The organism is Luteolibacter sp. AS25, assembly GCF_046736275.1.
Taxonomy (GTDB): Bacteria; Verrucomicrobiota; Verrucomicrobiia; order Verrucomicrobiales; family Akkermansiaceae; genus Luteolibacter.
Map to the genome: position 1 here is coordinate 876,612 of NZ_CP151837.1, position 25,135 is coordinate 901,746.

The 25,135-nt window shown below is 53.0% G+C and carries 18 protein-coding genes; 15 read left to right on the forward strand and 3 right to left on the reverse strand.

Translation table 11 applies throughout. The features are described from left to right. The first annotated feature begins 8 nt into the window (after positions 1-8). From AAGA79_RS04140 to AAGA79_RS04160, 5 genes are all read left to right on the forward strand, one after another. Entirely contained in the window at positions 9-1,556 is a 1,548-nt protein-coding gene (locus AAGA79_RS04140) for a hypothetical protein (RefSeq protein ID WP_411827511.1), read from the forward strand. Between the two features lie 6 nt (positions 1,557-1,562). Beyond that, entirely contained in the window at positions 1,563-3,128 is a 1,566-nt protein-coding gene (locus AAGA79_RS04145) for a sulfatase family protein (protein WP_411827512.1), read from the forward strand. Positions 3,129-3,374: 246 nt separating this feature from the next. Then, the gene (locus AAGA79_RS04150; protein ID WP_411827513.1) at positions 3,375-5,753 is read left to right on the forward strand and encodes a PDZ domain-containing protein; all 2,379 of its coding nucleotides are present in this window, start codon (positions 3,375-3,377) and stop codon (positions 5,751-5,753) included. 138 nt (positions 5,754-5,891) lie between these two features. Continuing rightward, positions 5,892-6,080, forward strand: a complete 189-nt coding sequence (locus AAGA79_RS04155) for a hypothetical protein (RefSeq protein WP_411827514.1) — start codon at positions 5,892-5,894, stop codon at positions 6,078-6,080. Positions 6,081-6,208: 128 nt separating this feature from the next. Beyond that, positions 6,209-7,774 carry an alpha-L-fucosidase gene (locus tag AAGA79_RS04160; protein ID WP_411827515.1) on the forward strand — a complete coding sequence of 522 codons (1,566 nt, stop codon included), beginning with the start codon at positions 6,209-6,211 and terminating at the stop codon, positions 7,772-7,774. Positions 7,775-7,965: 191 nt separating this feature from the next. On the opposite strand, the gene AAGA79_RS04165 is transcribed toward AAGA79_RS04160, so the two are convergent. Further along, entirely contained in the window at positions 7,966-8,631 is a 666-nt protein-coding gene (locus AAGA79_RS04165; RefSeq protein WP_411827516.1) for a hypothetical protein, read from the reverse strand. Positions 8,632-9,557: 926 nt separating this feature from the next. Here AAGA79_RS04165 and AAGA79_RS04170 point away from each other — a divergent pair. The 10 genes from AAGA79_RS04170 (at position 9,558) to AAGA79_RS04215 (ending at position 23,339) form a co-directional block, all read left to right on the forward strand. Further along, complete coding sequence (locus tag AAGA79_RS04170) at positions 9,558-10,079, forward strand: hypothetical protein (protein WP_411827517.1); 522 nt, start codon at positions 9,558-9,560, stop codon at positions 10,077-10,079. An 11-nt stretch (positions 10,080-10,090) separates the two neighbouring features. Beyond that, on the forward strand, positions 10,091-11,275 hold the full coding sequence (locus AAGA79_RS04175) for a DNA cytosine methyltransferase (RefSeq protein WP_411827518.1): 1,185 nt from the start codon (positions 10,091-10,093) through the stop codon (positions 11,273-11,275). After that, positions 11,272-12,315, forward strand: a complete 1,044-nt coding sequence (locus AAGA79_RS04180; RefSeq protein WP_411827519.1) for a hypothetical protein — start codon at positions 11,272-11,274, stop codon at positions 12,313-12,315. Before AAGA79_RS04175 ends, AAGA79_RS04180 begins: the two co-directional genes overlap by 4 nt. 3 nt (positions 12,316-12,318) lie before the next feature. Continuing rightward, positions 12,319-14,436, forward strand: coding sequence for a hypothetical protein (locus AAGA79_RS04185; RefSeq protein WP_411827520.1), 2,118 nt, complete (start codon positions 12,319-12,321; stop codon positions 14,434-14,436). 11 nt (positions 14,437-14,447) lie between these two features. Continuing rightward, a complete protein-coding gene (locus AAGA79_RS04190) occupies positions 14,448-15,437 on the forward strand; it encodes a hypothetical protein (protein ID WP_411827521.1) in 990 nt (329 codons plus the stop codon). A gap of 395 nt (positions 15,438-15,832) precedes the next feature. Then, positions 15,833-17,263: an alpha-L-fucosidase gene (locus AAGA79_RS04195; protein ID WP_411827522.1), complete on the forward strand. Its 1,431-nt coding sequence runs from the start codon at positions 15,833-15,835 to the stop codon at positions 17,261-17,263. Between the two features lie 98 nt (positions 17,264-17,361). After that, positions 17,362-18,231, forward strand: coding sequence for an alpha/beta hydrolase (locus AAGA79_RS04200; RefSeq protein ID WP_411827523.1), 870 nt, complete (start codon positions 17,362-17,364; stop codon positions 18,229-18,231). A 217-nt stretch (positions 18,232-18,448) separates the two neighbouring features. After that, a complete protein-coding gene (locus AAGA79_RS04205; protein WP_411827524.1) occupies positions 18,449-19,438 on the forward strand; it encodes a family 43 glycosylhydrolase in 990 nt (329 codons plus the stop codon). Positions 19,439-19,451: 13 nt separating this feature from the next. Then, a complete protein-coding gene (locus tag AAGA79_RS04210) occupies positions 19,452-21,653 on the forward strand; it encodes a right-handed parallel beta-helix repeat-containing protein (protein WP_411827525.1) in 2,202 nt (733 codons plus the stop codon). 186 nt (positions 21,654-21,839) lie between these two features. Further along, entirely contained in the window at positions 21,840-23,339 is a 1,500-nt protein-coding gene (locus AAGA79_RS04215) for a sulfatase (protein WP_411827526.1), read from the forward strand. Positions 23,340-23,361: 22 nt separating this feature from the next. Here AAGA79_RS04215 and AAGA79_RS04220 read toward each other — a convergent pair whose 3' ends face one another. Next, complete coding sequence (locus AAGA79_RS04220; RefSeq protein WP_411827527.1) at positions 23,362-24,396, reverse strand: hypothetical protein; 1,035 nt, start codon at positions 24,394-24,396, stop codon at positions 23,362-23,364. Positions 24,397-24,417: 21 nt separating this feature from the next. Beyond that, positions 24,418-24,930: a fused DSP-PTPase phosphatase/NAD kinase-like protein gene (locus AAGA79_RS04225; RefSeq protein WP_411827528.1), complete on the reverse strand. Its 513-nt coding sequence runs from the start codon at positions 24,928-24,930 to the stop codon at positions 24,418-24,420. Positions 24,931-25,135: the final 205 nt, after the last annotated feature.

The window sequence follows — 25,135 nt, forward strand, 5'->3', positions numbered from 1 at the left end:
AAGATACGATGAAAAATAACCCACTGACATTGGTCCTTGTGATGGCCGGAATCGCACATGCGGAGCTCCTCTGGGAAATCGACAGCCAAGAGGATTGGCAGTCGGCTACCGCCACGCAATCGAATCTGGAATTGAAGGATGGCGCGGCGACGTCCACGGCAAAGGAGGCTCTCTTTCAAAGTAAGCTGAAATCCTTTGATGAGAAACGCTCCGCGGGATCGATCACAATCAGCCAGTCGACCGCTTGGCAGAACTGGAGTCCGATCGGTCAGATAGGGCCGAATAATGTGGGTGATGCGCCCGTATTTCTGCGGGTCGGTGAGGGTAATTACTGGCTGTTCGGGCGCTACAAGCCGAGCGAGGATGCCAAGCCGGTGGCCAGTGCGGAGTTGGAGGGATTCGATATCCCACTCATGAGCACCGGGAATCCGCATCTTTTCGTGGCTCCGGGTGGCCTCAAGGAGGAAGAGGGCGGCTACTACGGCTGGCAGACCAGGGATATGGTAAACTGGGTTTTTCACGGCGCGGTCACTCCGCCGCTGGCGGATTGTGTGACAACTGCCGAGTTCATCGATGGGAAGACGTATATCTATTATGATTATCCGAACGATCAGGATCCGCACCTTGTGATCGATTCCGATCTGACGGATGGCCTGCCGGGTGAGGACATGGGGCTGGCTTTCGCGGATCCTTCACACGGATCGGATTGCGCCGTGATCCGTGATCTGGACGGGAATTTCCACCTGATTCTGGAAGACTGGAGCCCGATCGATCCTTCCACGCACGGCTGGGACTCGCCACTGGCAATGCACGCGGTGAGCAAGGATGGAAAAGGGGACTTCAAGATCATGACGCCGCCTATCGATGAGCGGACGAATCCGACCGGTAAGTTCGCGGAATACTTTCATCCGCATTGGCATATGGGGGATAGAAAAGATCTATTTCCCACGAAACCCGCTCCGGTGGATATTCCCCAGCATCGTATCAAGGCCGGGGATGTCCGGGCATTTGGAGAATACGAAATCCACGAGCCGGAGCAGAATGCCTATGGAGACTGGGCTGCGATTTCCATTGGCGGGCAGTATTACCTTTTCGGGGATTTCGATCCGGCTACCGCGGATGGTGATAAAACGGCCATGAGCGTAGCCTGGTTCACTTCTTCCAGTATCGATGGGCAATTCACCTTCTGCGGGAATGTTGGAAAGGGTCACCCGGATCCGGACATCATGTTCGCCGAGGGGAAATTCTATCTCGTCACCCAGACCCCCAACGATTTCGTGAGTCCGGGGCCGTGGGTCGGGGGTGTGGAAGTCCGGGTGGGCGTGGATACCGGTAAAGACGGTTCCATCGATCACTGGACGGAATGGAAGGAGGTCAAGGAGACCTACGAGGCTGTTCCCGGGTTTTCCAAGCAGGTCTCCAAAATACCCGCGGAAATGGATTTGTCCGGTCTGCCGGAGGGCTATGCGTTCCAGTTTGAAATGCGCATGACCGATACCGGACAGAATTTCTGCAAACCCGCAATCGACAAAGTATCTCTAAACGTTAGGAAATAAAACACTATGAAAAATCTGATTCTCACAGTCATGGCGACCTGCCTTGGCATTCATTTCTCCCAGGCCGATGTGGAGAGGCCGAACATCGTCTACATCCTTGCCGATGATATGGGCTACGGCGATGTGCAGATCCTGAATCCGGAGCGGGGCAAAATCCCCACACCGAACATGGATCAGGTAGCAAGGGATGGCATGATCTTCACCGATGCGCATACGACATCTTCTGTCTGCACGCCTACCAGATATGGCATCATCACCGGTCGCTACAACTGGAGGTCGGAACTGCAGTGGCACGTTCTCGATGGCTATGGCTTACCCCTGATTCATACCGACAGGACCACGGTGCCGAGCTTCCTGAGCGAAAATGGCTACACCACAGCGATGATAGGCAAGTGGCATCTGGGGCTGGATATTCCGACAACCGATGGGAAAAAGGCAGAACCCGCCGGCAAGCTGCGCCAGAAGATGAAGAAAGGCGCTTTCGATCCTTCGGAGCTCTCCAATATCGATTGGAAAGGGACCATCCAGGGCGGCCCGGTCGATCTGGGATTCGATTCCTGGTTCGGCATCACAGCCTCGCTTGATTACCCGCCATACGTGTGGATACGGGATAGAAACTGGGTTGGTGAAGGCACCCATGCCAAGGCATTCGCACGTCCGGGACCGGCCAGCGAGGACTTTGAAGCAGTAGAAGTTCTGGATAAATTGGCAGCGGAATCCGTGGACTACATTTCCGGATACGAGAACGAGAAGCCTTTCTTTATCTACATTCCACTGCCATCGCCGCACACACCCATCGTGCCGAGCAAGAAGTGGCAGGGGAAAAGCGGCATCGGCCGCTACGGTGACTACATGATGCAGACCGACGACTTCGTGGGCCAGGTGGTCAAGGCGCTGGAAGCCAAGGGGATCGCAGAAAACACCATACTCATCGTCACCAGCGATAACGGCTGCTCCAAAGCGGCCGGGTTCAAGCAACTGGAAGAGAACGGGCACTTCGCCAGCGCACAATACCGTGGCTCCAAGGCGGATCTCTGGGAGGGCGGCCATCGCGTGCCGTTTCTGGTGAAATGGCCGGAGGTTATTTCCGCGGGCAGCGTTTCCGATGTGCTGACATGTCAGACAGACCTGCTGGCGACCTGCGCTGAACTACTGGGCAAGAAATTGCCTGCGAATGCCGGCGAGGATAGTGAGAGCATTCTCCCGGTTTTCAAAGGAGAGCCGGTGGATTTCTCCCGGAAGGGACTCATCCACCACAGTGTGAGCGGGCACTTTTCCTATCGCCAGGGCAAGTGGAAGCTCCTGCTGGCAAAAGGATCCGCCGGCTGGACCGCACCTACTGAAAAGGCGATGGCAAAGGTAGCCGATGCACCCGAGGGACAGCTCTACGATCTGGAAGCCGATCCCGGCGAAAAGAACAACCTTTACGTGAGCAATCCGGAGATCGTGGAAACACTTCTCGCGCAGCTTAAGGAGGACATCGGCAATGGCCGCAGCACGGCCGGCCCGAAGCAGGAGAACGATCTCCCGCTTGATCAGATCGAGCTCTGGAAAGGTGATAAAACCAGATAGCACGGTCGCAATCTTCCCGCACACGCCACCTGCTGGTTTCCCTGTTTCAGGATGATCAGGGGGTGGGCGGTTGTATGGTAATCGGTGAAATGATTGCCTCCGGAAAGTTTCTGGCTGGCCTGCATGGAAGATTCTGCAATTACTTTAGAAAGAAACTCAGGCATACCACGTATTCTCAACCCCTGAGGACATGGAAATCCCTATATCGATAACTTTAAAACAAACCTCTAGACCCCACCTCAAACAATGACGAACACCTCACTGACACTAACGGCCGCCTGCTGGCTGGCTGCTTTCGGTTTTGCCCCGGCAGCCGATATATTTGTAAGCCCTTCCGGAAATGATTCCAATGCGGGAACCAAAGCGGCACCGCTTGGCTCCATGGCTGCGGCCAAAGAGGCAGCGTCCCGTTTTGCGGGAAAAGAAGCGGTGACAGTCCACGTCGCTGATGGTGTCTACTACCTGCCGGAAACCTTGGTTTTCACTGCGGAAGACTCCGGCAAGGAGGGAAGCCCTGTGGTTTATCGTTCGGTGAATGAAGGTGGAGCCGTTCTCAGTGGAGGATCGGAGCTCGATGTCACCTGGGAGCCTTACAAGGATGGCATCTATCAGGCGAAGACACCTGCGGGCCTGAAGATCGATCAGGTCTTCATCGATGGCAGGAACCAGCGCATGGCGCGCTACCCGAACTATGATCCGGCGAAAAAAGCGGAGCCTTACCAGGGATATTCCGCTGATGCCTTTTCCCCGGAACGCGCGAAAAATTGGGCGGATCCGGCAGGTGGCTTTATCCACGCCATGCACAGCAAGCGCTGGGGCGGCTACCATTACCTGATCACAGGGAAAGACGGCAAAGGAGCGGTCACCTACGAGGGCGGCTGGCAGAACAACCGCCAGATGGGCATGCACAAAGACTACCGCATGGTCGAAAACATCTTCGAGGAGCTGGATGCGGCCGGGGAATGGTATCACGATGCCAAGACCGATACCCTCTACTATAAGCCTGAAGAGGGAGCCGATCTGAATGCAGCCAAGGTAGAGGTGGTTCGCCTGCGCCAATTGGTTGAGTTCAAGGGCAGCGAGTCCAGTCCCGTCAAAAACATCACTCTGCAGGGATTCGTGGTGCGCCACGCGGCCCGGACTTTCATGGACGTTAAGGAGCCTCTCCTGCGCTCGGATTGGGCGATTTACCGTGGTGGTGCTTATTTCCTGACCGGGACCGAGGGTGTCCGGATTCTGGATACGGAGTTCGATCAGGTCGGTGGAAACGCGGTCTTTGTGAACAATTATAACCGCGATGTAGTGGTCAAGGGCTGCCACATCCACGATGCCGGAGCCAGTGGCGTATGTTTCGTCGGTGATCCGGATGCAGTTCGGGAGCCATTGTTTGAATACCGCGAGACGAATGATCTGATGAAAATCGATCGCACTCCGGGACCGAAGACCAATAACTACCCGGCGGACTCCGCGGTGGAAGACTGCCTGATTCACGGCATCGGCCGCGTGGAGCGTCAACCTGCCGGCGTGCAGATCTCCATGGCCATGGGCATCACAGTGCGTGATTGCTCCATCTACGATACTGCCAGAGCAGGGATCAACATCAGTGAAGGAACCTGGGGCGGGCACCTGATCGAGCGCTGCGATGTGTTCGATACCGTGCTGGAAACCCACGATCATGGTTCATTCAACTCATGGGGTAGGGATCGCTTCTGGCACAAGGACAGGACGGTGACCGAGGCTGCGGTGAAGAAGTATCCTGAAATGCCATTCCTCGACGCTGGTAAAAAGACCGTCATCCGCGATAGCCGCTGGCGTTGTGATCACGGTTGGGACATCGATCTGGACGATGGCTCCACCAATTACGATATCTACAACAACCTGATGCTGAACAATGGCTTGAAGCTGCGTGAAGGTTATCGCCGCCACGCCTGGAACAACATCACCGTCAATAACGGCCTGCATCCCCACGTCTGGTATAAGGGCAGCGAGAATGTGGTGAAGTCGAATATCTTCATGGCGAAGCACAAACCGGCGGGCGTTTCCAAAGGCAACGCAGGTGATGGCGTGGACAAAAACCTCTACTTCGCGGACAAAGGCGCGGTCATGGGTATCTCACAGAAACTGGGCTGGGATGAGAATTCCATCTTCGGTGATCCGATGTTTGTGGATCCGGCCAAAGCCGACTTCAGCGTGAAGGAAGGCTCCCCGGCATTTGAAATCGGCTTCAAGAACTTCCCGATGGATCAGTTCGGGGTGAAAAAGCCTTCGCTCAAGAAAATTGCCCGGACACCGGTCATTCCTGCGCTGAACACCCAGAACGGTGGAGAAAGCAACGGCGCTCCGACCACTGAATGGCTTGGCCTGACACTTACCGAGCTTTCCGGCGTGGAGTTCTCTGCCTTCGGAGTAAGCCAGGAGGACGGCGGCCTCGCTGTCTCAAACGCAAGACCGATTTCACGCGCCAAGCAAGCGGGCGTGCAGAACGGGGATCTCATTCAGGCCGTGAACAATCGTAAGACAGCCAACGTGAAGCAATTCAAGAAGGTCGTTGCCAAGATGAAAGGTGAAGTGGAACTCAAGGTCGTGAGAGACCAGGAGGTCATAAAAATCAACGTCACCCTGTAATCCATCATCCATAGTTCAGGGCTCCGGCGCGATGCCGCACGGTCCCTGGATTCTGTTATTCTCCGAGGGACCCGATGCCATGCGTATCGGGTCCCTTTTTTTGCGTGAACAGGTTGTGCCATGGGAAAGACATGATTTGTGACCGATAGTTTCATTCTGACTGATTTCACGATCCCCAATGGTATCGCACGGCGCCACCCTGCGGGAAAATTTTCCGGCAGGAAGCTACATGCGCCAGCCCGCCAACCCGACGGTGTGGGCATTGCCGCCGGCTTCGATGCGATGGGTCTTGCCCGGAGCCCGCGGAATGGACCTTGCCCGAGGTGATCCGCATGGCAGGATATCGAATCAGAGCTATATCAGGGAACAGCGGGGAAAATAGCCGTGAAGAGAAAGAATTATTAAAACCCGAACGATAACCTTAGGAAATCATAATAAAACTCAATCAATCACGAATGGCGGGACTACTCGCTTGTTTCATCGCCAGTGCCGGTGCGCTGGGTGCCAAGGAAGTTGCCGAAGATCCGGGCGAGACAGCTGCGGGGATGAAGGAGAAATACTATCAGGCGGATCCGGCCAGCCAGCCGGTGAAGCTACGGGCGGATGATCTTACCACGATTGTCGCCGCACGCGCAAAGTCGGAGGGCAGCATCTTCGCCGGTAGGGGAATGACCGGTCAGCACGGGGTGGCCGGTTTCTATTCTGCGGATGATACGCTCACCTTTTACGTGGATGCACCGTCGGCCGATGACTATGAGCTGAGCATCATTCTGGCCTCACCGGATGTGCAGACGCTGGAGTTCAAGAGCGGCGACTCGGTGATCACCACACCTTCGCTGGAGAGGACCTGGAAGGGCTCGCCGAAAAATTGGCGTCAGAATATCCCGGGGGTGCTGCATCTCGAAAAGGGCGTGAATGAGATCACCTTCCGCCTGCCGGAGTCCACGGTGAAACCATCGAAGAAGAACAAGGGACTGCAGACCCACCAGGATCAGGGCCAGTTCATGCTGTTTTCCATCGAGCTGGGCACACCTGCCGCACGGGTGGCGCAGCTGGAGCGCGCCAGCGAAATCAAGGGCGACTCCTCCTGGATGGTGGAGGGGAAATACGGGCTGTTCGTCCACTTTTCCGCGAATATGTATGGCTGGGAGGGCAATAAAAAGAGGGGGGAATGGTTCCAGGAATCGGTAAAAATGTTCGATGTGAAGCACTTCGCGGATCAGGTGGAGCGCACCGGTGCCGCCTGGGTGAATTTCACCGCCACCCATCAGGGCTTTTACTGGCCGGCTCCCAGCAAGGCGGTGGACGCCGTCCAGCCCGGACGCACCACCGAGCGCGATCTGCTGATGGAAATCATCGATGAGCTGGACTCACGCGGCATCGCCACCCTGTTTTACCTGCACAGCGGCTACAATGGCTTCGATCCGGCCCCATGGCGCAAGGCCCTGGGCGCGGATTACGGCGCGGCGGATGTTTCGAAATTCAATGACAATATGGTGGCGATACTGCGGGAATGCAGCCTGCGCTACGGGGAGAAGCTCAAAGGCTTCGGCTACATCGATGGCTGCCTGATGCATGATTACCCGCTCGATCCCCATTGGGAAAGCTGGGCACGCGCCATCAAGGCGGGGAACCCGGATGCGGTGATCGGCTTCAGCTCGAACCAGGGACCGGCCGTCAGCCCCTTCTCGGATCTCTCCACCCGGGATGGCGCTGCTTCGCTCGATTCGTTCAACTCCGATCTCGTCGGCCCGGGCAAGCAATACGGCATCGTCGATCCCGCGTGGTGGTGCTACATGGATACCTGGTATCCGAAATCACCCATGAACGGAAAATGGACCGGCGGCCCGAAGGAACCGGCCAAGGCCTATGTGGACTATTTCAAGGATATGGCGGAAAAGGGCGTTCCCGTGACGATCAATATGGCGATGACTGCCGACGTGACCCCGGACCATCCCATTTTCAATCCCGAGTGCATGGCCATCATGGAAGAGGTGCGCAAGGCGGTGCGCGGAAAATAGATCCCTGCGCGGCCCGGAGGCGGCCCGCCGCTTGAAGCGGGGCTGGCGTCACTGCCGGCCGTGCCGGGAAAGTTTATACCACGGGCGGGGTGCTAGCCGGTCTCCGTGGCGCGGGAAGCACCTGCTCCTCAATGAAAAAGCGCGAGGGAGTGGTTTTCTCCGTCGCGCCAGGGTGGGGGGTAGGCTGCTGATCATGTCACCAGCGTGCTCCCTATTTCAGACCACGGGCTGTCGCCATTGGTGTTCGCCGCGCGGACACGCACGTAGATATCGGTCCCGCGGGTGAATCCATCCGCCATCATCTTCTGGCTGCTGGTGCTGGTCAGCGGATTGCTCCACGGCCCGTTCACCGGATCCGCCGTGGTCTCGAACTGGTAATAGTTCGTGTTCGGATTCGCGCCGCACCTGATCTTGATCCCGCCGTTTGTCCCCGTTGCGTGGACATTGATGCCCCCCGGCGCGGCAGGCGGCTGATGGCTGTGCTCCGCGATCTTGCGCAGATCATAGCCCGTGTAGGCCAGTTTCGCGCGGTCTCCAGGGGTGGTCGTTTCCAGATTCATCGCCAGTAGCTGGAGGTTCTGGATCAGCGGAGGGCGCAGCGAGTCCCGCTGCTCCGTGGCCGGCTTGGAATCGGTCAGCGCCATCGCCGCGTTCAGCGCATCCATCCCTTCCTTCACCACCACCAGCGTCGGCGCGGGGGTAGGGTAATAGGTGATACCGGGCTCTTCCGATAGTGAGGCAATGATATGATCCGCCTTGCCGACGAGTTCACTGTTACTAAGGGTGGTGAACCCTGTGATTAACTCATTCATGGTTTGGTTTCCTTTCGGTTTATATGTCTGTTTTGATTCCCGCACACATGGCTTATTCCATGTATGTGAGGAGGTTCGGGTGGGTGGGAATCAGTATGTATATAAAACCCCGCGCCCCGGCTTCAGCCGGCAGAGGTGCGGGATAGGGCATGGGGAGATAATTTCCAGAGGGCAATCCCCCAGCGACTGGGGGAAATTCCCGAGCGATTGGGGGCAATGCCCGAGAGATTGGGGGCAATGTCCGAGCGATTGGGGGCAATGCCTGAGAGATTGGGGGCAATGCCCGGGCGATTGGGGGCAATGTCCGAGCGATTGGGGGCAATGCCCGAGAGATTGGGGGCAATGCCCGAGAGATTGGGGGCAATGCCCGAGAGATTTGGGGGCAATGTCCGAGAGATCGGGGGCAATGTCCGAGAGATTGGGGGCAATGCCTGAGAGATTGGGGGCAATGCCTGAGAGATTGGGGGCAATGCCTGAGAGATTGGGGTCAGGAGATGGGCCGCTGGTATCCGGATTTCATCCCCCGGGATCACAAACGGGCCGGATAGACCGCAAAGCAATAGTCCGGTGGTCAGAAGAAGCCCTCCACATACCCGAATATCATCCATCCGGGTATAGACTGCACATGCATCCATCCAGCGGAATGACAGTCCTTTTAACATGATTGCCTTATCTCCCTGAAGTTCCATATTGGCAAGTTATCTCGGAATCTAAAATGTATGTATGTGAGTATTAACGAGATACAAATCCGGAACTTATTTAACGAAACTTATATAAGTTGCAAAACAGTGGCGCCCGTTGCGTAGCTGGAGTCGTGCATGGCCATCCCACTCCCTTTGATTTATTCATCTAGTCTTTAAGACCTACTTCACATCCAAAGCGTTGAATACCAGTGATATAGCGAACTGCTGCAAATTGATGGGATTTTCCTCTTCCCGAAGGAGTGTGAATCAGTAGAACTCTGGTCGTAAATGCCCGCCCGTAAGAAAGTCTCCAAGACCGCCAAGAACACCAGCGCCAATCTTGGCTTCGAGGCGAATCTCTGGCTGGCTGCCGACAAGCTGCGGAACAACATGGATGCGGCGGACTGGAACGAAATGATAGAGACTGTTCTAGAGGATAGCTTACAGGGTAAGTGGGGGGATGTTCACCAATTCGACCCCACCTCCTGCGTGGTAGGCTGCCTTGGCCAATGGGGGTGGGGCTCCCGTTTAAAACAGTCACATCGTGCCCAACGGGTGAAGACAAGGCGGAAGCAGCTGAATCAACGTAATCTCCGCAGTTGGCGACTGGCACCGATAAACATGGCTTTTCACGAAACCGACATCGAACTGATGGACTCCGTCATTCGTGTTCAGCTCGCGAACTTCCCAGTTCCAAGTCTAAACTTCAATATCATGGAATGGCCGGTCGGACAGCTTGAGTGTGAGGAACGGCTGTTCATTAAAACATTTCCAAAACCCATCCATCAACCTTTATTGGCAGCGGCATGACGATCCGAGATATGACATTTGCTAGCCTCTTCTCAGGATGTGGAGGCTTTGACCTCGGCTTTACGTCAAGCGGATTTCGCTCAAAAGGTGCATACGATCTAGATCCCGAGGCTGTGAAAAATTTCAGATCGAACGTAAGCGAGGAAATTTGTTGCACAGATCTAACCAACGGTATCCCAAATGAAAAAAGCCTTAAAGATGTTGACGTTATAATAGCGGGGCCACCTTGCCAAGGATTCTCTACAGCCGGAAAGCGCCTTATAGATGACAAGCGGAACCATCTTCTCACCTTAACCGGAACATTAGCACTTAGAGTCTCCCCTAAAGTTTTGATCGTTGAGAACGTGTCTGGTGCCCTTTCTGGGGAGCATGCAAAATACTTCAAAGCATTGGACGAAATGATGAAAGATGCGGGTTATCTGACAAGAACTCTGCGATGTCAGACTTCAGATTTAGGGATGGCTCAGATTAGACGCCGAGTCCTGTTTTTAGCTTGGCGAACAAAAAGAAATGCTGATTTTGAAACGTATCTTCTACCGGCCAGCAATCTTCGGAAGGTTCTTGCGGGCGCTTGCAAGCAAAAGAATCATCGTCCCACCCCACTTGAACCTTCCGGTAAAGATGCACTTATAGCGAAACGGATCCTGCCAGGGCAGAAGCTTTCAAATGTTCGTGGAGGCAAGAATGCCGTAGCGACTTGGGATATTCCGGAGGTTTTTGGAGATATTACGGAGCACGAGCGCACAGTTTTGGAACTGCTTAGGCGGCTTCGTAGGCAGGAGCGTGCGCGAGACTTTGGCGATGCCGATCCTGTATCTATAAGAAGACTGGAGGCCGCACTCGGAGAACCTTTTCATCACCTATTAGAAGGATTGATTGCGAAACGCTATCTACGGAGAATAGATGATACCGTGGATCTTGTTGGAACCTTCAATGGGAAATATCGAAGATTGGCATGGGATAAGCCAAGCTGTACCGTTGACACGCGCTTTGGGTCGCCACGATATTTCCTCCATCCGTCAAGACAAAGGGGATTTACGGTACGTGAAGCGGCAAGAATCCAAGGTTTCCCTGACTCTTATGTTTTTAGCGGTGGAGAACATGCGCAATACCGTCTTATCGGAAATGCCGTTCCGCCTCCCCTTGGTTCTCTTGCTGCCAATCTGGCAAAACAACTACTTGGTAATGGATTATGAGAATAAATGCGTTGAGAGATGCGGTGGGTGAATGGGATGCTGGGTATGTAGGAGATGATATCGAGCTTACGTCTAAATATTTGGAAATTCTTAATCGACTTGAGTTCTTAGGTAAACATGAGTGGTGTAACTATCTCCCAGCCGAAAGTGCAGATTTCGAAATAGGATTTTTGGATCGATTGGCTTCGTGGATTGGAAACGTTGATAGTGCAGATGATCAGAAGTTGCTATTGGAATACGCTCAGAGACTTTGCTTCTTCTCTCATCAGGATTTTATCTCTCTTTACAGGTCTGCCTATGAAGGGCCCATAACAAGATGGGTGATTACGCAAGCGGGTTTGCGGTTCAGTGATCCTCAATTTTCAAGTAAACTAGAAAGGGAGATGAAGAGGCATACATGGTATTGTCCGATAACGGACAGTATGGATATTAATGAGTTTTATCATGCTAATCACATCAGTGGAGTTGAGCATCGCCCGAGTTTTTCTACTCTAGCAATGCTTGATCCAATCAATAAAGATTCGGATAGCCCTCTATTGAACAAGCTATTAGCATTTCTAAAAAAACCAGACCGAGGGCAAAGAAGGGAAAGGCCACTTAAGCGTCTTGTGTTATTGGAGGATTTCGTGGGCAGCGGAACTCAGATGAAATCGGCCATAAAATGGGCAGCGGAAAGACTTGATCTTCAAATTCTTGTTGTTCCGTTAATTATATGTGGGCCGGGAATGACTGTTCTCCACGAATTGACAAAGCAGTATCCAACTGTTCTTTCTTCATCACCGGTCGTCCAGATTGGTCCGGATAATCTTCTAGGGGAAAACGGGCAATTGGAAAATACTTGGGAACATAGACATGAAATGGAAGATTTAGCAAAGAGATTGGAGATATCCCATAGTGTAAAGGAACCCCTTGGTTACAAAGAGACTGGCTGTTCAGTGGTGACATACTCCAATGCCCCTAATAACTCGTTGTCACTGATTCATCGGAAAGTGCTGAAGAATAAGTGGCTACCTCTGTTCCCACGAGCCTCGAGAGCCTAACTTATGAACTATTCTCATAATCCATTTCAGGAGCTATATGTCGCTGATTCGGTCGATCAGGAGCACTTTGTCCGGCTATTTAGCAGTAAGCCCATGGATTCCCTTGTTGAGTTTCATCAGCTTTTTCAAGCGGGTAACGTCGTTCTTTTAGGTTCCCAAGGATGCGGCAAAACAATGTTATTAACCCTTTTGCGCCCTGAAATACGAATTGCATATCGCAAGTATGGCGAGCCTTTTCCTGTGCCTGCCGATCATGCTCAATTTATTTCTGCTGGAATCAATCTTACTAAAAGTGGTATCGCCCATCTTGCGGGGGTGACCTTGGGCCAAGGACCGCAGCATGATCTCCAAGAATTGCCGTATTACTTTGGTGATTTATTTAACTACAAGGTGGTTCTTGATCTGTTGGAGAACCTCAAAGTTATAGAAGAAAACCCAGATACATTTGATGCGCTTGTGTCCTTTTCTACAGAGACGAAGTTTGTCAAAAAACTGGTTAAGCAAGATTGCTGGGCGGGTGCATTGAATGGTTGCAAATCACGTATTGATCTGATGGCTCGCATCAAGGAACGTATAGCCTGTTATCGTAACTGGATGGGGCACAACATCCGCTTTGACGGAGCACCAGAACTTTTAAGAAATTCTAAAAGCATGGTTGGAGAACCTATCTTAAGAACTGTAGATTGTATGAAATCAACCGGCATTATAGCTGATGTACCGGTCTTCATACGAATTGATCAAATTGAGGAATTGGTTCATGCTCCAGCAGGATTATCGGCAAGTTTACGCCTAGCTTTTAGGCAAATTCTCAATGGTGCGCTTGGAAAGCGAGATCTTCGCGTGGCTTACAGGCTTGGTTCCCGACCTTATGGCTGGAATACCGAGGGGTGTCTTGGTGTTTTCGGCGGTGGAGTGCTTGAAGAAGAAAGAGATTATCACATTACGGATTTCGATGCAGCATGGAGAAGAACTGAAAACGTAAAAGGCATATTTGAAGTCTTTGCTAGGGATGCCTTTTTGCGCCGTATCAAGTATTATTTGGATGAGGAGATCGATTCAGGGCTTGACCCGCTTGAGGCAGTATTTTCTTGCTCGGCCCTGAAGAGAGATCGGACAGACTCTATATTTAATTCGTCTACGTCGGCGACTGGTTCCTACGAAAGAGCGCTTGCGATCACAAACAAAGAAGAGACTCTTATGTGGAGTAAAGAATGGAAGAATTTCTTGTCAGAGTTGTTTAGGAAAGATCCACTTGACGCAGTGTTAGCAGCTGCGTGGGGACGGCAAACGGGTGGAGGGAGAGGGAAGCTTGAGCATCGTAGCGCCCGCCCGCCCAGTGAACCTCCTTATCCTTGGGAAAAGCAATGGTGGCGAAAAGAAAGGCTGACACTGGCTGCATTGCAGCTCGCAGCCCGACGAGGGCAACGACTCATGTGGTGGGGAAAGCGCGATATTTTGGACCTCAGTGGAGGCAATATTTTGGCATTTCTCGGAATATGTCATGGAATCTGGAATCAGTTTCTCAAGATGGAGCAAGGGAAGAAAGTATTAGGTGAGCGGCAATCTAATCCTTTGATTGGAGAGTCCATTGACAAAAAGTATCAAGCACTTGGAATACAGGAAGCTAGTAAGGTTTGGTATAACAAACTCTCTGAGCATAAACCAAGTGGTGATATTCGGCAGCGCTTTATCGAAAAGCTTGGAACCTATTTGCGACGTTCTCTCCGAGAAGATAAGCGAATGTCCTACCCTGGAGGAAATGGATTTTCCCTAGAAGTTAATGTCCTTGAGTTGGACGCACCTGAGAATCGAGTTGCATGGAGTTTTTTGAAACAGTGTGTGGGGTGGGGTGCGCTCGTAGTTTCGGATCACACAACGAAGAGACAATCTGGAGAACAAAGGCTAAAATTTTATCTGCATCCTGTCCTTTCTCCCGTTTTTCAGCTACCGGTCGCTCATACAAAAGAGCCGCTCTATTGGAAGATTGATCAACTGATTTCGATCCTAAAAGAAGCAGAGGTACCGCTCACTGTTGTTGCATCTGTAACCGATGTGCCCAAAAAGAATCACCGCATTGAGGAAACTGGTGGTGAATATGGCGAACAATTAAAGCTGTTTTAAAGATTTTTAATATGAGCAGCTATAGGCCATGGGGTTTGTTGGATTGGGCGCTTTCTATCTCTGATTCAAGAGAATGGAATTTTATTGGTGCTATCGGAACAGAAGAGCGATCTCTCAGTGCATTGAATTGGGTCAGGGAGTTGGGATCACTTAAAAGCACTTCAATGGTTAAAGTGGATCCGATGCGGGGCACGCGCTATTATTCCAAAACTCAAGTTCAGCTAGCTGAGAGATTGTCTCAATTTCAATTGCTAGGTGTAGAAGATCCCGATGTTTTGTCGATTGAGTTGCTCGCTGAATTACATGAAATTGAGTCCCTTGCTGCAGATCTTTCAAAGAGGGGTTCGGCGATAATTCTTGATATAACGTCTTTTCCAAAGCGATTCTTTTTTCCACTGCTTCGAACCTTAATTAAGAATGTTGAGGTTCGTGATTTGGTGGTGGCTTACGGATGTCCAAAAACTTATTTAGATGGTGAAAAGCTTAGTGAAGGTGCCGGGAAATGGGACTATTTGCCTGGCTTTTTGGGTAAGGAACTCGGGAGCGATGTTTTAATTGCTTCCGTGGGTTTTATGGTTGAAAGCCTGCAAGACTATTTGAGTAGCGCGGAGGCTCATCCTGCTGTCCAGCTTTTGATGCCGTTCCCTTCAAACCCCACTTCTGTTCGTAGAGCTTGGGAATCGATAATTAGTCTTCAGAATAACAGAAGTGGAGAGAAATTTGTGAAGCACCGGCTTGATGCGAATGATATCTCTATGGCGTTTGATCGTATATGTTCGCTTTCTCGAAGCAAAGAATCGGTTTCCTTTGCTCCATTTGGGCCGAAGCCGATTTCAGCAGCGATGTGTCTCTACGCAGCTCAGATCGAATCGGCTGTTCATTATCCTCAACCGGAGAGTTATCATCCCGATTATTCCAAAGGTGTTGCTTCGGTAGATGGGAAGCCATTCGTGAATGGCTACTGGATAAAGCATAATGGTAACAATTTATACAGCATCTAGCTTGCTTATGACTTAGACTAGGACATTTGCGTTAGCCGCCTCGATTAGATCATCAAACGGCGCTAAGAGTGGGCCGTCACGAAGTTGACCAAATACAACAATGATATGGGTAGGGATCTAAGTGACGGAGCGATTCGGAAAGTAATTACCGATACAGAGAACGACCAAAGTCGAGGATTCGTTGAATATAAGGCTGCAGTTGGTGTGGTGGGGATTGTTTGTTTCGGCGGTTTTTGCTCAAGCGGATGGTTGTGGTGCAGCGGCGGAGGAGAGATTAGATGCGGAGGGTTGTAGCGGCCTGTTAGGAAGGTGGGTATTTTCCGGGGTCGGGGGGTTGAAATGAAAGAGGATGCCAACAAAGTTCGTAGAAATCGGGTCTTAATGAACTTTACCCAATGAAATCTAACAAAACCAATTTGCTCACGCTGGGCCTCGCTGCTTGTGCGTTCTTCAGTTCACCCGCAGTTGCGCAGGTGATTCCTGCTTCTACGGCGGACAAGGGCACCGGGCGGGCGGCCTGGCTGGATGAGGCGAAGTATGGAATGTTCATCCACTGGGGGGTCTACTCGACTCTGGCGAATGGGGAGTGGGTGATGAATCGCACGAAGATCCCGGTGGCGGAATACGAGGCGATGGCCGCGAAGTTCAACCCGACGAAGTTCGATGCGGATGCTTGGGTGGCGGTGGCGAAAAACGCGGGGATGAAATACATCACGATCACGAGCAAGCATCACGATGGGTTCGCGATGTTCGACTCGGATGTGAGCGACTACAACATCGTGGATTTCACGCCGTTCAAACGCGATGTGATCAAGGAGCTGAAGGAGGCCTGCGACAAGGCGGGGATCAAATTCGGCCTCTATTACTCGCAGACGCAGGATTGGAATTTCCCCGGTGGGGAAGGCAGTAAGTGGGACGATGCCCAGAAGGGAGATTTCCAGAACTATATCGACAAGAAGGGGATTCCGCAGCTGAAGGAGATCATGACGAAGTATGATCCCTCCCATATCTGGTTCGATACGCCACATGGTATGACTGCGGAGCTGGGTCATCGGTTCGAGGGTGTGGTGCATGATATCAACCCGGATACGCTGATCAACAGCCGCCTGATGTATCATGGAAACAAGATCGAAGGCTTGAAAGAGGAGCAGCTCGAGGAGCTCAAGGATATGGGGGTCGATTTCCTCTCCTATCGCGACCGCTCGATCCCGCCGCACAGCCCGTGGGAATACTGGGAGACCTGCATGACGCTGAACGGTGCCTGGGGGTTCAATGCGAAGGATAATAACTGGAAATCGCCGAAAGAGGTGGTGATGCAGTTGGTGGAAGTAGTTAGCAAGGGCGGCGCGTTCCTGCTGAATGTGGGGCCGACAGCCGAGGGGATCATCCCCGCACCTGCCATCGAGAATCTGGAAGCTGCCGGTGAGTGGCTGAAGGTCAATGGCGAGGCGATCTACGGCGCGCAGCAGACGATTTTCGATGGGAAGGGAGACTTCGTTACGCTGAGTGCGGCGGAGCAGAAGGCTTTGGATAAGGAGGCTCTGGCGACAGGTGCCGGAAAAGCAAAGAAAGGGCATCAGCAAAAGGACTATGCCTGGCTTGCCACCGGGCGTAAGGGGAAGCTTTACCTGCACCTCTTCAAGTGGCCTAGCGAGCCGATGGTGCTGCACGGATTCGACAAGGATCAGGTGACCGGCGCACATTTCCTGGCTGATCCCGGGATGGATGGAGTGAAATTTTCCCAGGACGGCGGCACAGTGACCATCGAGCTGCCGGCGAAACCTGTGGATGATCTCTGCACGGTTGTATGTCTGGAGCTGAAATAAGTTCCCGCTGGCAGCAATTTACGGATGTCACCGAAAGTTTCGGATTTCCAGCTGACAGCTTCCCCTTTAGAAACTTACAAAACCCACTTAGACTGAATATGAAACAAAGGCTTCTTCTTCTCATTTTTGCAGCAATCTCGCTATCACCGGCCCAGGCGAAGGAAATCAAACCGGACCGCATGCTCCTTTATAAATCGGTGGAGGATGTGGAGCTGAAGTTGCACGTATTCGATCCGGAGGGTCTTGAGGCTACGGATAAGCGGCCGGCTGTGGTGTTCTTCTTCGGCGGAGGATGGGCCAGTGGTTCACCGAGCCAATTCTACCAGCAGGCGCGGGATCTGGCCGCGCTGGGGATGGTGACCTTTTCCGCTGAATACCGGGTGAAAAATAGAAACAAGTCGACCCCGTTCGAGAGTGTAAAAGACGGTAAGTCAGCTATCCGCTGGGTCCGTGAGCATACTGCGGAGCTGGGGGTGGATCCGGAACGTATCGTAGCCGCTGGTGGCTCGGCTGGTGGCCATATTGCGATCTGCACCGGAGTGATCGAAGGAATGGATGAGGAGGGCGAGAATCTGGAAATCAGCTCTGTGCCGGATCTCATGATCGCTTTCAATCCGGTCCTGGACACGACGGCGGAAGGCTACGGTTCGAAGTTGTTCACTCCGGAGCAGCAGACTCTGATTTCTCCGGCCCATCATGTCCGTGCGGGTCTGGCTCCTACGATGCTTTTCCATGGAACGAAGGACAAGACCGTGCCATTCGAGAACGCGGTCCGTTTCACCAAGCTGATGACCGAGGCGGGTAACGAGTGCGAGCTGCTTCCCTTCGAGGGCAGAGGCCACGGATTTTTCAACGGCAGTGGATACCGCGCCAAGAATGACGATGTCGACTACGACGCGATCATGGCGCAGAATTTGAAATTCCTGGCCGGGCATGGCTACCTGAAGGACGGGAAGGCGGTGTATTAGATCTGATACAAGCTGCGGGCGATGGTTTCCGCTGGCGGTAAGGAAATGACCCGCTTGTCCGGAAATTGAGGGGAATAAGGGAAAGATCCTTCGACATCTCCCCGTAAATGCATGCAGAATCATGCCCTGCTTTTCCCAAGGTCTGGTGTCCTGAAGGATGCTTTTGAAGACCGCCCCGACATAATCACTACTTAAAATCCAACTCACCTATTCCTCGATGAAAATTAACTATTTCCAGCCACTTGGACTGACCGCGCTTTTATTTCTCACTCCAGCCAAGGCTCAAGCGGAGAGCGATAAGATCGGTATAGTGGAGATCAGCTACACAGAGCTCGAGAACATCGGCCTTCAGGACGGGGTAATGCGCCGTGATCCGAGCGATATCATCAAAGTCGGCGATCTCTTCTATCTCTGGTATTCCAAGGGGAATATCGCGCCCGGATATGATGCGACCGTATGGTATGCAACTTCGCCAGACGGCATGAATTGGACGGAAAAGGGCGAGGTGCTCGGAAAAGGTGAGGCTGGAACCTGGGAGGGGGCGAGTGTTTTCACCCCGAACATCCTGGTGGCCGAGGGTCGCTACTGGCTGTTCTATACCGGAACCTCGCAGGAGTTCGGGAAGAATTTCAATCCCGATTCCAAGATCGGCCTGGCGGTTTCGGATTCTCCGGACGGTCCGTGGGAGCGTGTGGGAAATGAACCGGTCCTGAAGAATAGCGACAACCCCGAGGATTTCGACAGTCATCTGATCGACGATGCGTGTCTCGTCGTGCGGGATGGCAAATACTGGTTCTACTACAAGGGCCGCCAACTGGGGAAAAGTCCTGCACAGACCCAGATGGGAGTGGCGATCGCAGACAAGCCGGAAGGTCCGTATGTGAAGCACGAGGCGAATCCCGTGATCCCGGGGAACCACGAGGTAATCGTATGGCCGGAGGGAAATGGAGTGGCCGCAATGATCGGGACCGTAGGGCCGAAGGAGATCACCAACTCCATTCTATATGCGGAAGACGGTCTGAATTTCAAAAAGACACATAAGGTGGCGAACGGTCCGGTCGGTGCCGGTGCTTATCGTCCGGAAGCTTTCACCGATAGTAAGAAAGGTGGCCACGCCGAATGGGGTGTGGAGCTTCAATATGCTGGGAAAAAGGGACTGCCATACATCCAGCGCTGGGATGCGAAGTGGTCCGAGCAAGCAGACTGACCCGAATAAGAATATGAAAACCCAAAGCCTATCCGTTGCGGTGTTCTGTGTGATGCAGACCACCATCCTGCAATCCGCGCAGATTCAAGTTTCCCCGGAGGGCGAGATTCAGTCCTTGGCCGAGGCGCGCGATGCCGTCCGTGGCATGCGTGCGGATGGAGAGAAGGGTGATATAGATGTGGTTATCCAGGCGGGAACCTACGTTCTGGCGGAAACTTTGGTTTTCGGGCTCGAGGATTCCGCACCCGAAGGGGCGCTTACCCGCTATCGTGCGGCGGATGGAGCGCGTCCCGTGATCAGTGGTGGCCGCGTGATTGATGGCTGGAAGAGATCCGATCTGGCGGATGGGAAAATCTGGGTGGCCGATGTGCCCTGGGCGAAGGGTGACGGTTTTTTCCATGTTCTCTTTGATGGCAGCGAAATGTTGCAGAGGGCGCAGTCCGAAACCGTGGAGATCACCAATGAGTCCAAGGCGGGAATGTACACGGGTGAGACCGCGATACGCGTGAACTTCGGCTACGAGGGTGATGTCCTGAAAGAATGGAGTAATCTCGAGGATATCGAGCTTTACGGCAGCCCTACCCGGAAGTGGATGGTGAATTTCCTGCCAATCGAATCCATCGATACCGTGGCGAAAACAGGGAAACTAGCCATTCCCGCGAGCTACCGCATGGCTGGCCCCTTTGTCGTGGAGAACTGTATCGATCATCTGGATGAAGCGGGTGAGTGGGTGCTGAATTCACAGGAGGGTAAGCTTTACTACTGGCCGGAATCCGGCGAACCCGGGGAGGAAATAACCGCGCCTGCTCTCAATGAGCTGATCCGCGTGGAGGGTAGCAATGATGCCGCGGCGGAAGGTATGGGCGATAAACCTGTGGAAGGGCTGGTTTTCCAGGGCTTGCAGCTATCGCATGCGGATCGGCAGAAATGGACGGCGGATGACAAGGGGCTGCAGCACGACTGGAACATGTGGGATAAGGCAAATGGCCTGATCCGTTTCCGTGGAGCGATGAACTGCGTGGTAAGCGATTGCCTGTTTACCGATAGTGGAAGTGATGGTGTGCGCCTGGACCTGTTTGCCCGGAATATCACGGTGGAGAACTCTACTTTCACGAACCTCGGCGGCACCGGTGTGCTGCTTTCCGGATATGGACCCGGGAAGAAGGATGTGAATCAAAATAATGTGGTCCGTAACAACGAGATCACGGAAATCGGGAAGCTCTTTCTCCATTCTCCCGGGATTTTCATCTGGCAGAGCGGGCATAATTCGATCGCCCACAACCATGTGCATGACCTTGCCTACACGGGTGTGGTTGTCTCAGGAGTTCGCCGGCGATTCTTCGAGCCTGTTTTCGAGCAGATGGGTAAAAAGAATCCGTTCAAGAAATGGCATTTCGACAAAGATGCCCGCGAGCATTCCCGCACGATCCGCTGGGATGAGATCAGCCTGGGAGACGACATCGAGGACTGGAACAACTACGAACCCTACATGCATGCCCGGGGAAACGTCATTGAGTATAATGAGATCCACGACTGCCTGAAGCTGCTGCACGATGGAAACTGCATCTACCTCTCCGGCGATGGTGATGACAATATCGTGCGCCACAACGTGACGTATAATCACCCGCAGGGATCGATGATCCGCACCGATGACGACAGCCACAATAATCTCGTGGAGGGTAACCTCCTGTTCGGGACGATGGGCAATCAGGGCATCACCATCAAAGGGCTGAACAAGGCGACCGGGAACGTTTTCGTAAACTGTCAGCTCCTCACGGGCGGTGCGGGAAATACCGTGGATCCTGATTCAGAGCTTTCGCGAAACGTCTTTTATCACACCAACACCGCATTCACGGATGGATTCCATTACGGGATGCCGGATGTGAAAGAGGGACTGGATTACAATCTCTACTACCACGAGGGCGGAAGGGGAGAGGCGCTGCTGGCGGCGCAGAAGGAGGCCAGTCGCACGAAGTTGGTCGATAAACACAGCGTGGTGGCGGATCCTTTGTTCGAAGATCACGTTCATGGCGATTTTAGCTTCAAACCCGGTTCGCCAGCACTTGAGCTGGGAATCGAGCCCCTGACTCTGGAAGTGGTTCAGAAGATGGGCACATTGGATAATCCGTTCCTGAAGCGTTTCCCGGAAGGGGTTCCGATGCATTTCAAACACACAGACTCAAAGGGTAAGAAGAAATCCGAGTTGAAGCAGTAGTTCCGGAAGGGATGATCAGGCGCTTTGCAGATGCGGGTGCTGATGGCATCGGCCGTTGGCTATGCGTTGATGAGGGACATCAGGGATGAAATTTTCAGTGGTTTCATCATTTATTGATGGAAATAGGTGAATGGCTGATGGATTCTGGAAGTTACCGCGGTAGTTCTTAAAACAGATTCATTCTTCATGAAAATATCATCAAAACTCATTGTCTCATGCACACTTGCCATCGGCTTTGGATCCGGTTCTGTCTTTGGAGAGACCCGTCCGAACATTATCTATCTGATGGCGGATGATCAGAACTTCGGATCGGTCGGGATTTATGGAAATGCGGAGGTGCAGACTCCGAACATGGATAAGCTCGGGAATGACGGGGTGGTCTTTGACCGGCATTACAATACCACCGCGATCTGCATGGCCAGCAGAGCCAGCGTGATGACGGGGATGTATGAATACAAGACCGGCACGAACTTCGAACACGGTGACATGATGCCGGAAATCTGGGCTGGATCCTATCCGGTCCTGCTGAGGGAAGCTGGCTATCTGACCGCGTTTGCGGGGAAATTCGGCTTTGAAGTGAAGGGGCGTAAACAGGGCCTTTGCGAAAGTGATTTCGATTACTGGGGCGGCGGCCCGGGGCAGACCCAATACCAGACGGCGCGAAATAAATCGATGGCGAAGTATGCGAAGGAGTATCCGCATTCCACCTTGTCATACGGAGCGTTCGGGCGGGATGTGATCCGGGAAGCTGCGAAGCAGGAGAAGCCGTTTTGCCTATCGATTAGTTTCAAGGCACCGCACCAGCCGGTGGACCCGGATCCGAAGTTTGACGATATCTACGCGGGAAAGAAATTCACGAAGCCAGCGAACTACGGCCGTGAAAATGGCAAACATCTCGCCGAGCAAAGCAAGCAGGGACGTCAATATGAGCGTTTTGAGCTGTGGGATTATGACAAGGATTACGATGGCGTGATGGCTAAATATTATCAGCAGGTCTACGCGATCGATGTGGCCCTCGGTATGATCCGGGAGGAGCTGGAGGCGCAGGGAATTGCGGAAAATACGGTGGTGATTTACACCAGCGACAACGGATTTATCTGCGGGGCACATGGATATGGCTCCAAGGAACTACCGATGGAAGAAGCCGCACGTGCGCCGCTTATGATCTATGATCCGCGCAGTCCATCCGCCGGGAAGAAACTGAGAAGTCCGGCACTGACCGGAAACATCGATTTTGCACCGACCATGCTGGAGCTGGCAGGTGTCGAAATTCCCGAGAATATGGATGGGGTCAGTTTACTGCCACTGCTGGAAGATCCTACGGTGGACGTTCATGAACAGTTGGCTTTCGTCAATGTGTTCGGGCCTCCTTCGACCCATAGTCTGACAACAGTTACCAAGGACTGGAAATATACCTACTGGTGGTATGGTGACGATAAAATGGAACCGACCGAGGAGTTGTTTCATCTCAAAAAGGATCCGATGGAAATGAGCAATCTAGCCCGCAATCCGGAGGCCCAGCCGCAGCTGGAGACCATGCGCAAAAACTACGATGCGGAGTTGGCAAAATGGAAGAGCGGAAGCGTTCCGTATCACCGCTACGCCCAGTATGGAGAGATCTTTGATCGTTCTATCCCATGGGATCAGAAGAAGGTGGATAACCTGGTCCACCCCCAGAAAGAATAGGCTCCAGTCGGGTTTTCCCGGATCATAACCGGAGGTTGTTTTGTAAGACGACCTCCGCCCAGTTGCGGAAAGGGGATGGCGGGAGATACGCGTTTTGCTTCGTATTATAAGATCCTTCAACTCCTGTAATCGCATACATGGAGTCCGTTGCCGCGGCTTTCACCCCGTCATCGGTGCAGCGGCTCCCAGCGAAAAAATCGTTACCAGGCCATGAAACGTGATCCCAGGCGACGATGCTGAACAGCAGGCAGCCGGAGAAATCATCGCCTGTTTCCTCGAAAGCAGTTGGCGGGCAGAGTTGTGATTTTCGCTGATTGCCTTGAAGCAGCGGGCGAGTCCTCAGTGAGATCCCGTGATGGGTGCTTTGCATGTTTTCGCATTCGTTGAATGGATCGAAATACACCGTTCCGATATCCGGAAAGCCGGCTCCGTGTTTTTCGAGAAATCTCCGGAGGACTGTTTCCAATTCTTTTCCCAGACTCCCGGCAAAAGGCCCGGCGAAGCAGCCGCAGCCGAGGCCGGGGATCGTGATAAGAGCGGGTTTGTTTTTCGCCGCTGCGCTTTGGTTGATGTATCGGAACACCGGAAGGAGGCGACGCTCGTAGAGTCGGTAATAGCCTTCGGGGTCAAAGCGGCCGCCGGGTTCTGTTACCTCGGTCCAATCAGCAGGTGTGTGGCCTCTGTCGTTACGGAGTAACGCGCCAGGGGTGTAGACCAGGGTTCCCTGAAACGGGGTCGGGTGGATGACGGGGGCGGTGTGGTTGGCGTTGTCGAAGACAGTGACGGGGACTGGAATCGATATGTCTCCGAGCAGGCCTAGTTCAGTTTGGTTCCAATCCGAGCCATCGCCTGAAATTGCGCTTTCCGCGAAAATCTGGGGGAGCTTGGTGTTCAGCAGTGTCCCGAGAAAGTCGGGAACGGTAATGTCTGGCTTCGGATTTTCCGCGAGCTTGGCTTGCAATCGCTTGCCCGGCTGTGACTCATCGCAATTGAGCGAACGCAGATAATCGGCCGCGCGGTTGAGGGTTTCATCCGGGATGAGGACTGTATGAGGCACGGAGTAGAAGTGAAATGAGGGTTACGATCTACGGCTCCATTCCCGGACGTATGCCTTCTGGCTGGGTGTTTGCGGCGATTCGGGAAGTCTTTTCGATTTCGGCATATTTGTGGAGTAGAGGCTTTGGACCTGCTCCAATGCTTCGTCCGGACCCAGGCCCGTTTCCCGTAGCCAGCAACCGATGACGGTTCCGGTGCGGCCGATGCCGCCCCAGCAGTGCACGTAAATGGCCGGAGGCGCGGTGTGCACATGATCGAGTATTTTTGCCATGGTTTCCGAGGAATCGGGAATGTTCATATCCGGGATGGGGATGGAAATTCTTCGTAAATCCAGGCCTTTTTCCTGCCGAAGATCTTCCAGAATATGTTCGTAGGGATCCAGGAAATCGATTGGAGCTGTGAGGTCGATAAATGTGCGGATTCCTGCTTCCACCAGATAGGTGATTCGTTCGCGCGCGATCCTGGGATCGGTATCGCCCGGGTATTCTCCTCCGTAAAGGATGCCTGTTTTTGCGGGATAGTGTTCGGGTTTCATATGGATGGGTGAGAGACTGTGATCAGGTTTCGGGAGAGGGGTTCCCTCGTCTGTGGTTAGGTATATTCGATGGGGAATTTAACACAAAAGGTCACTTTCTGAAGGGAGGTATTTTTCTAATCCTGCTTTTGAAATCATCCGACGGAGTATTAGCCTGATACATATGTGGTATTTGGGAATATCTTCGTATATCTGTGGAAAAACG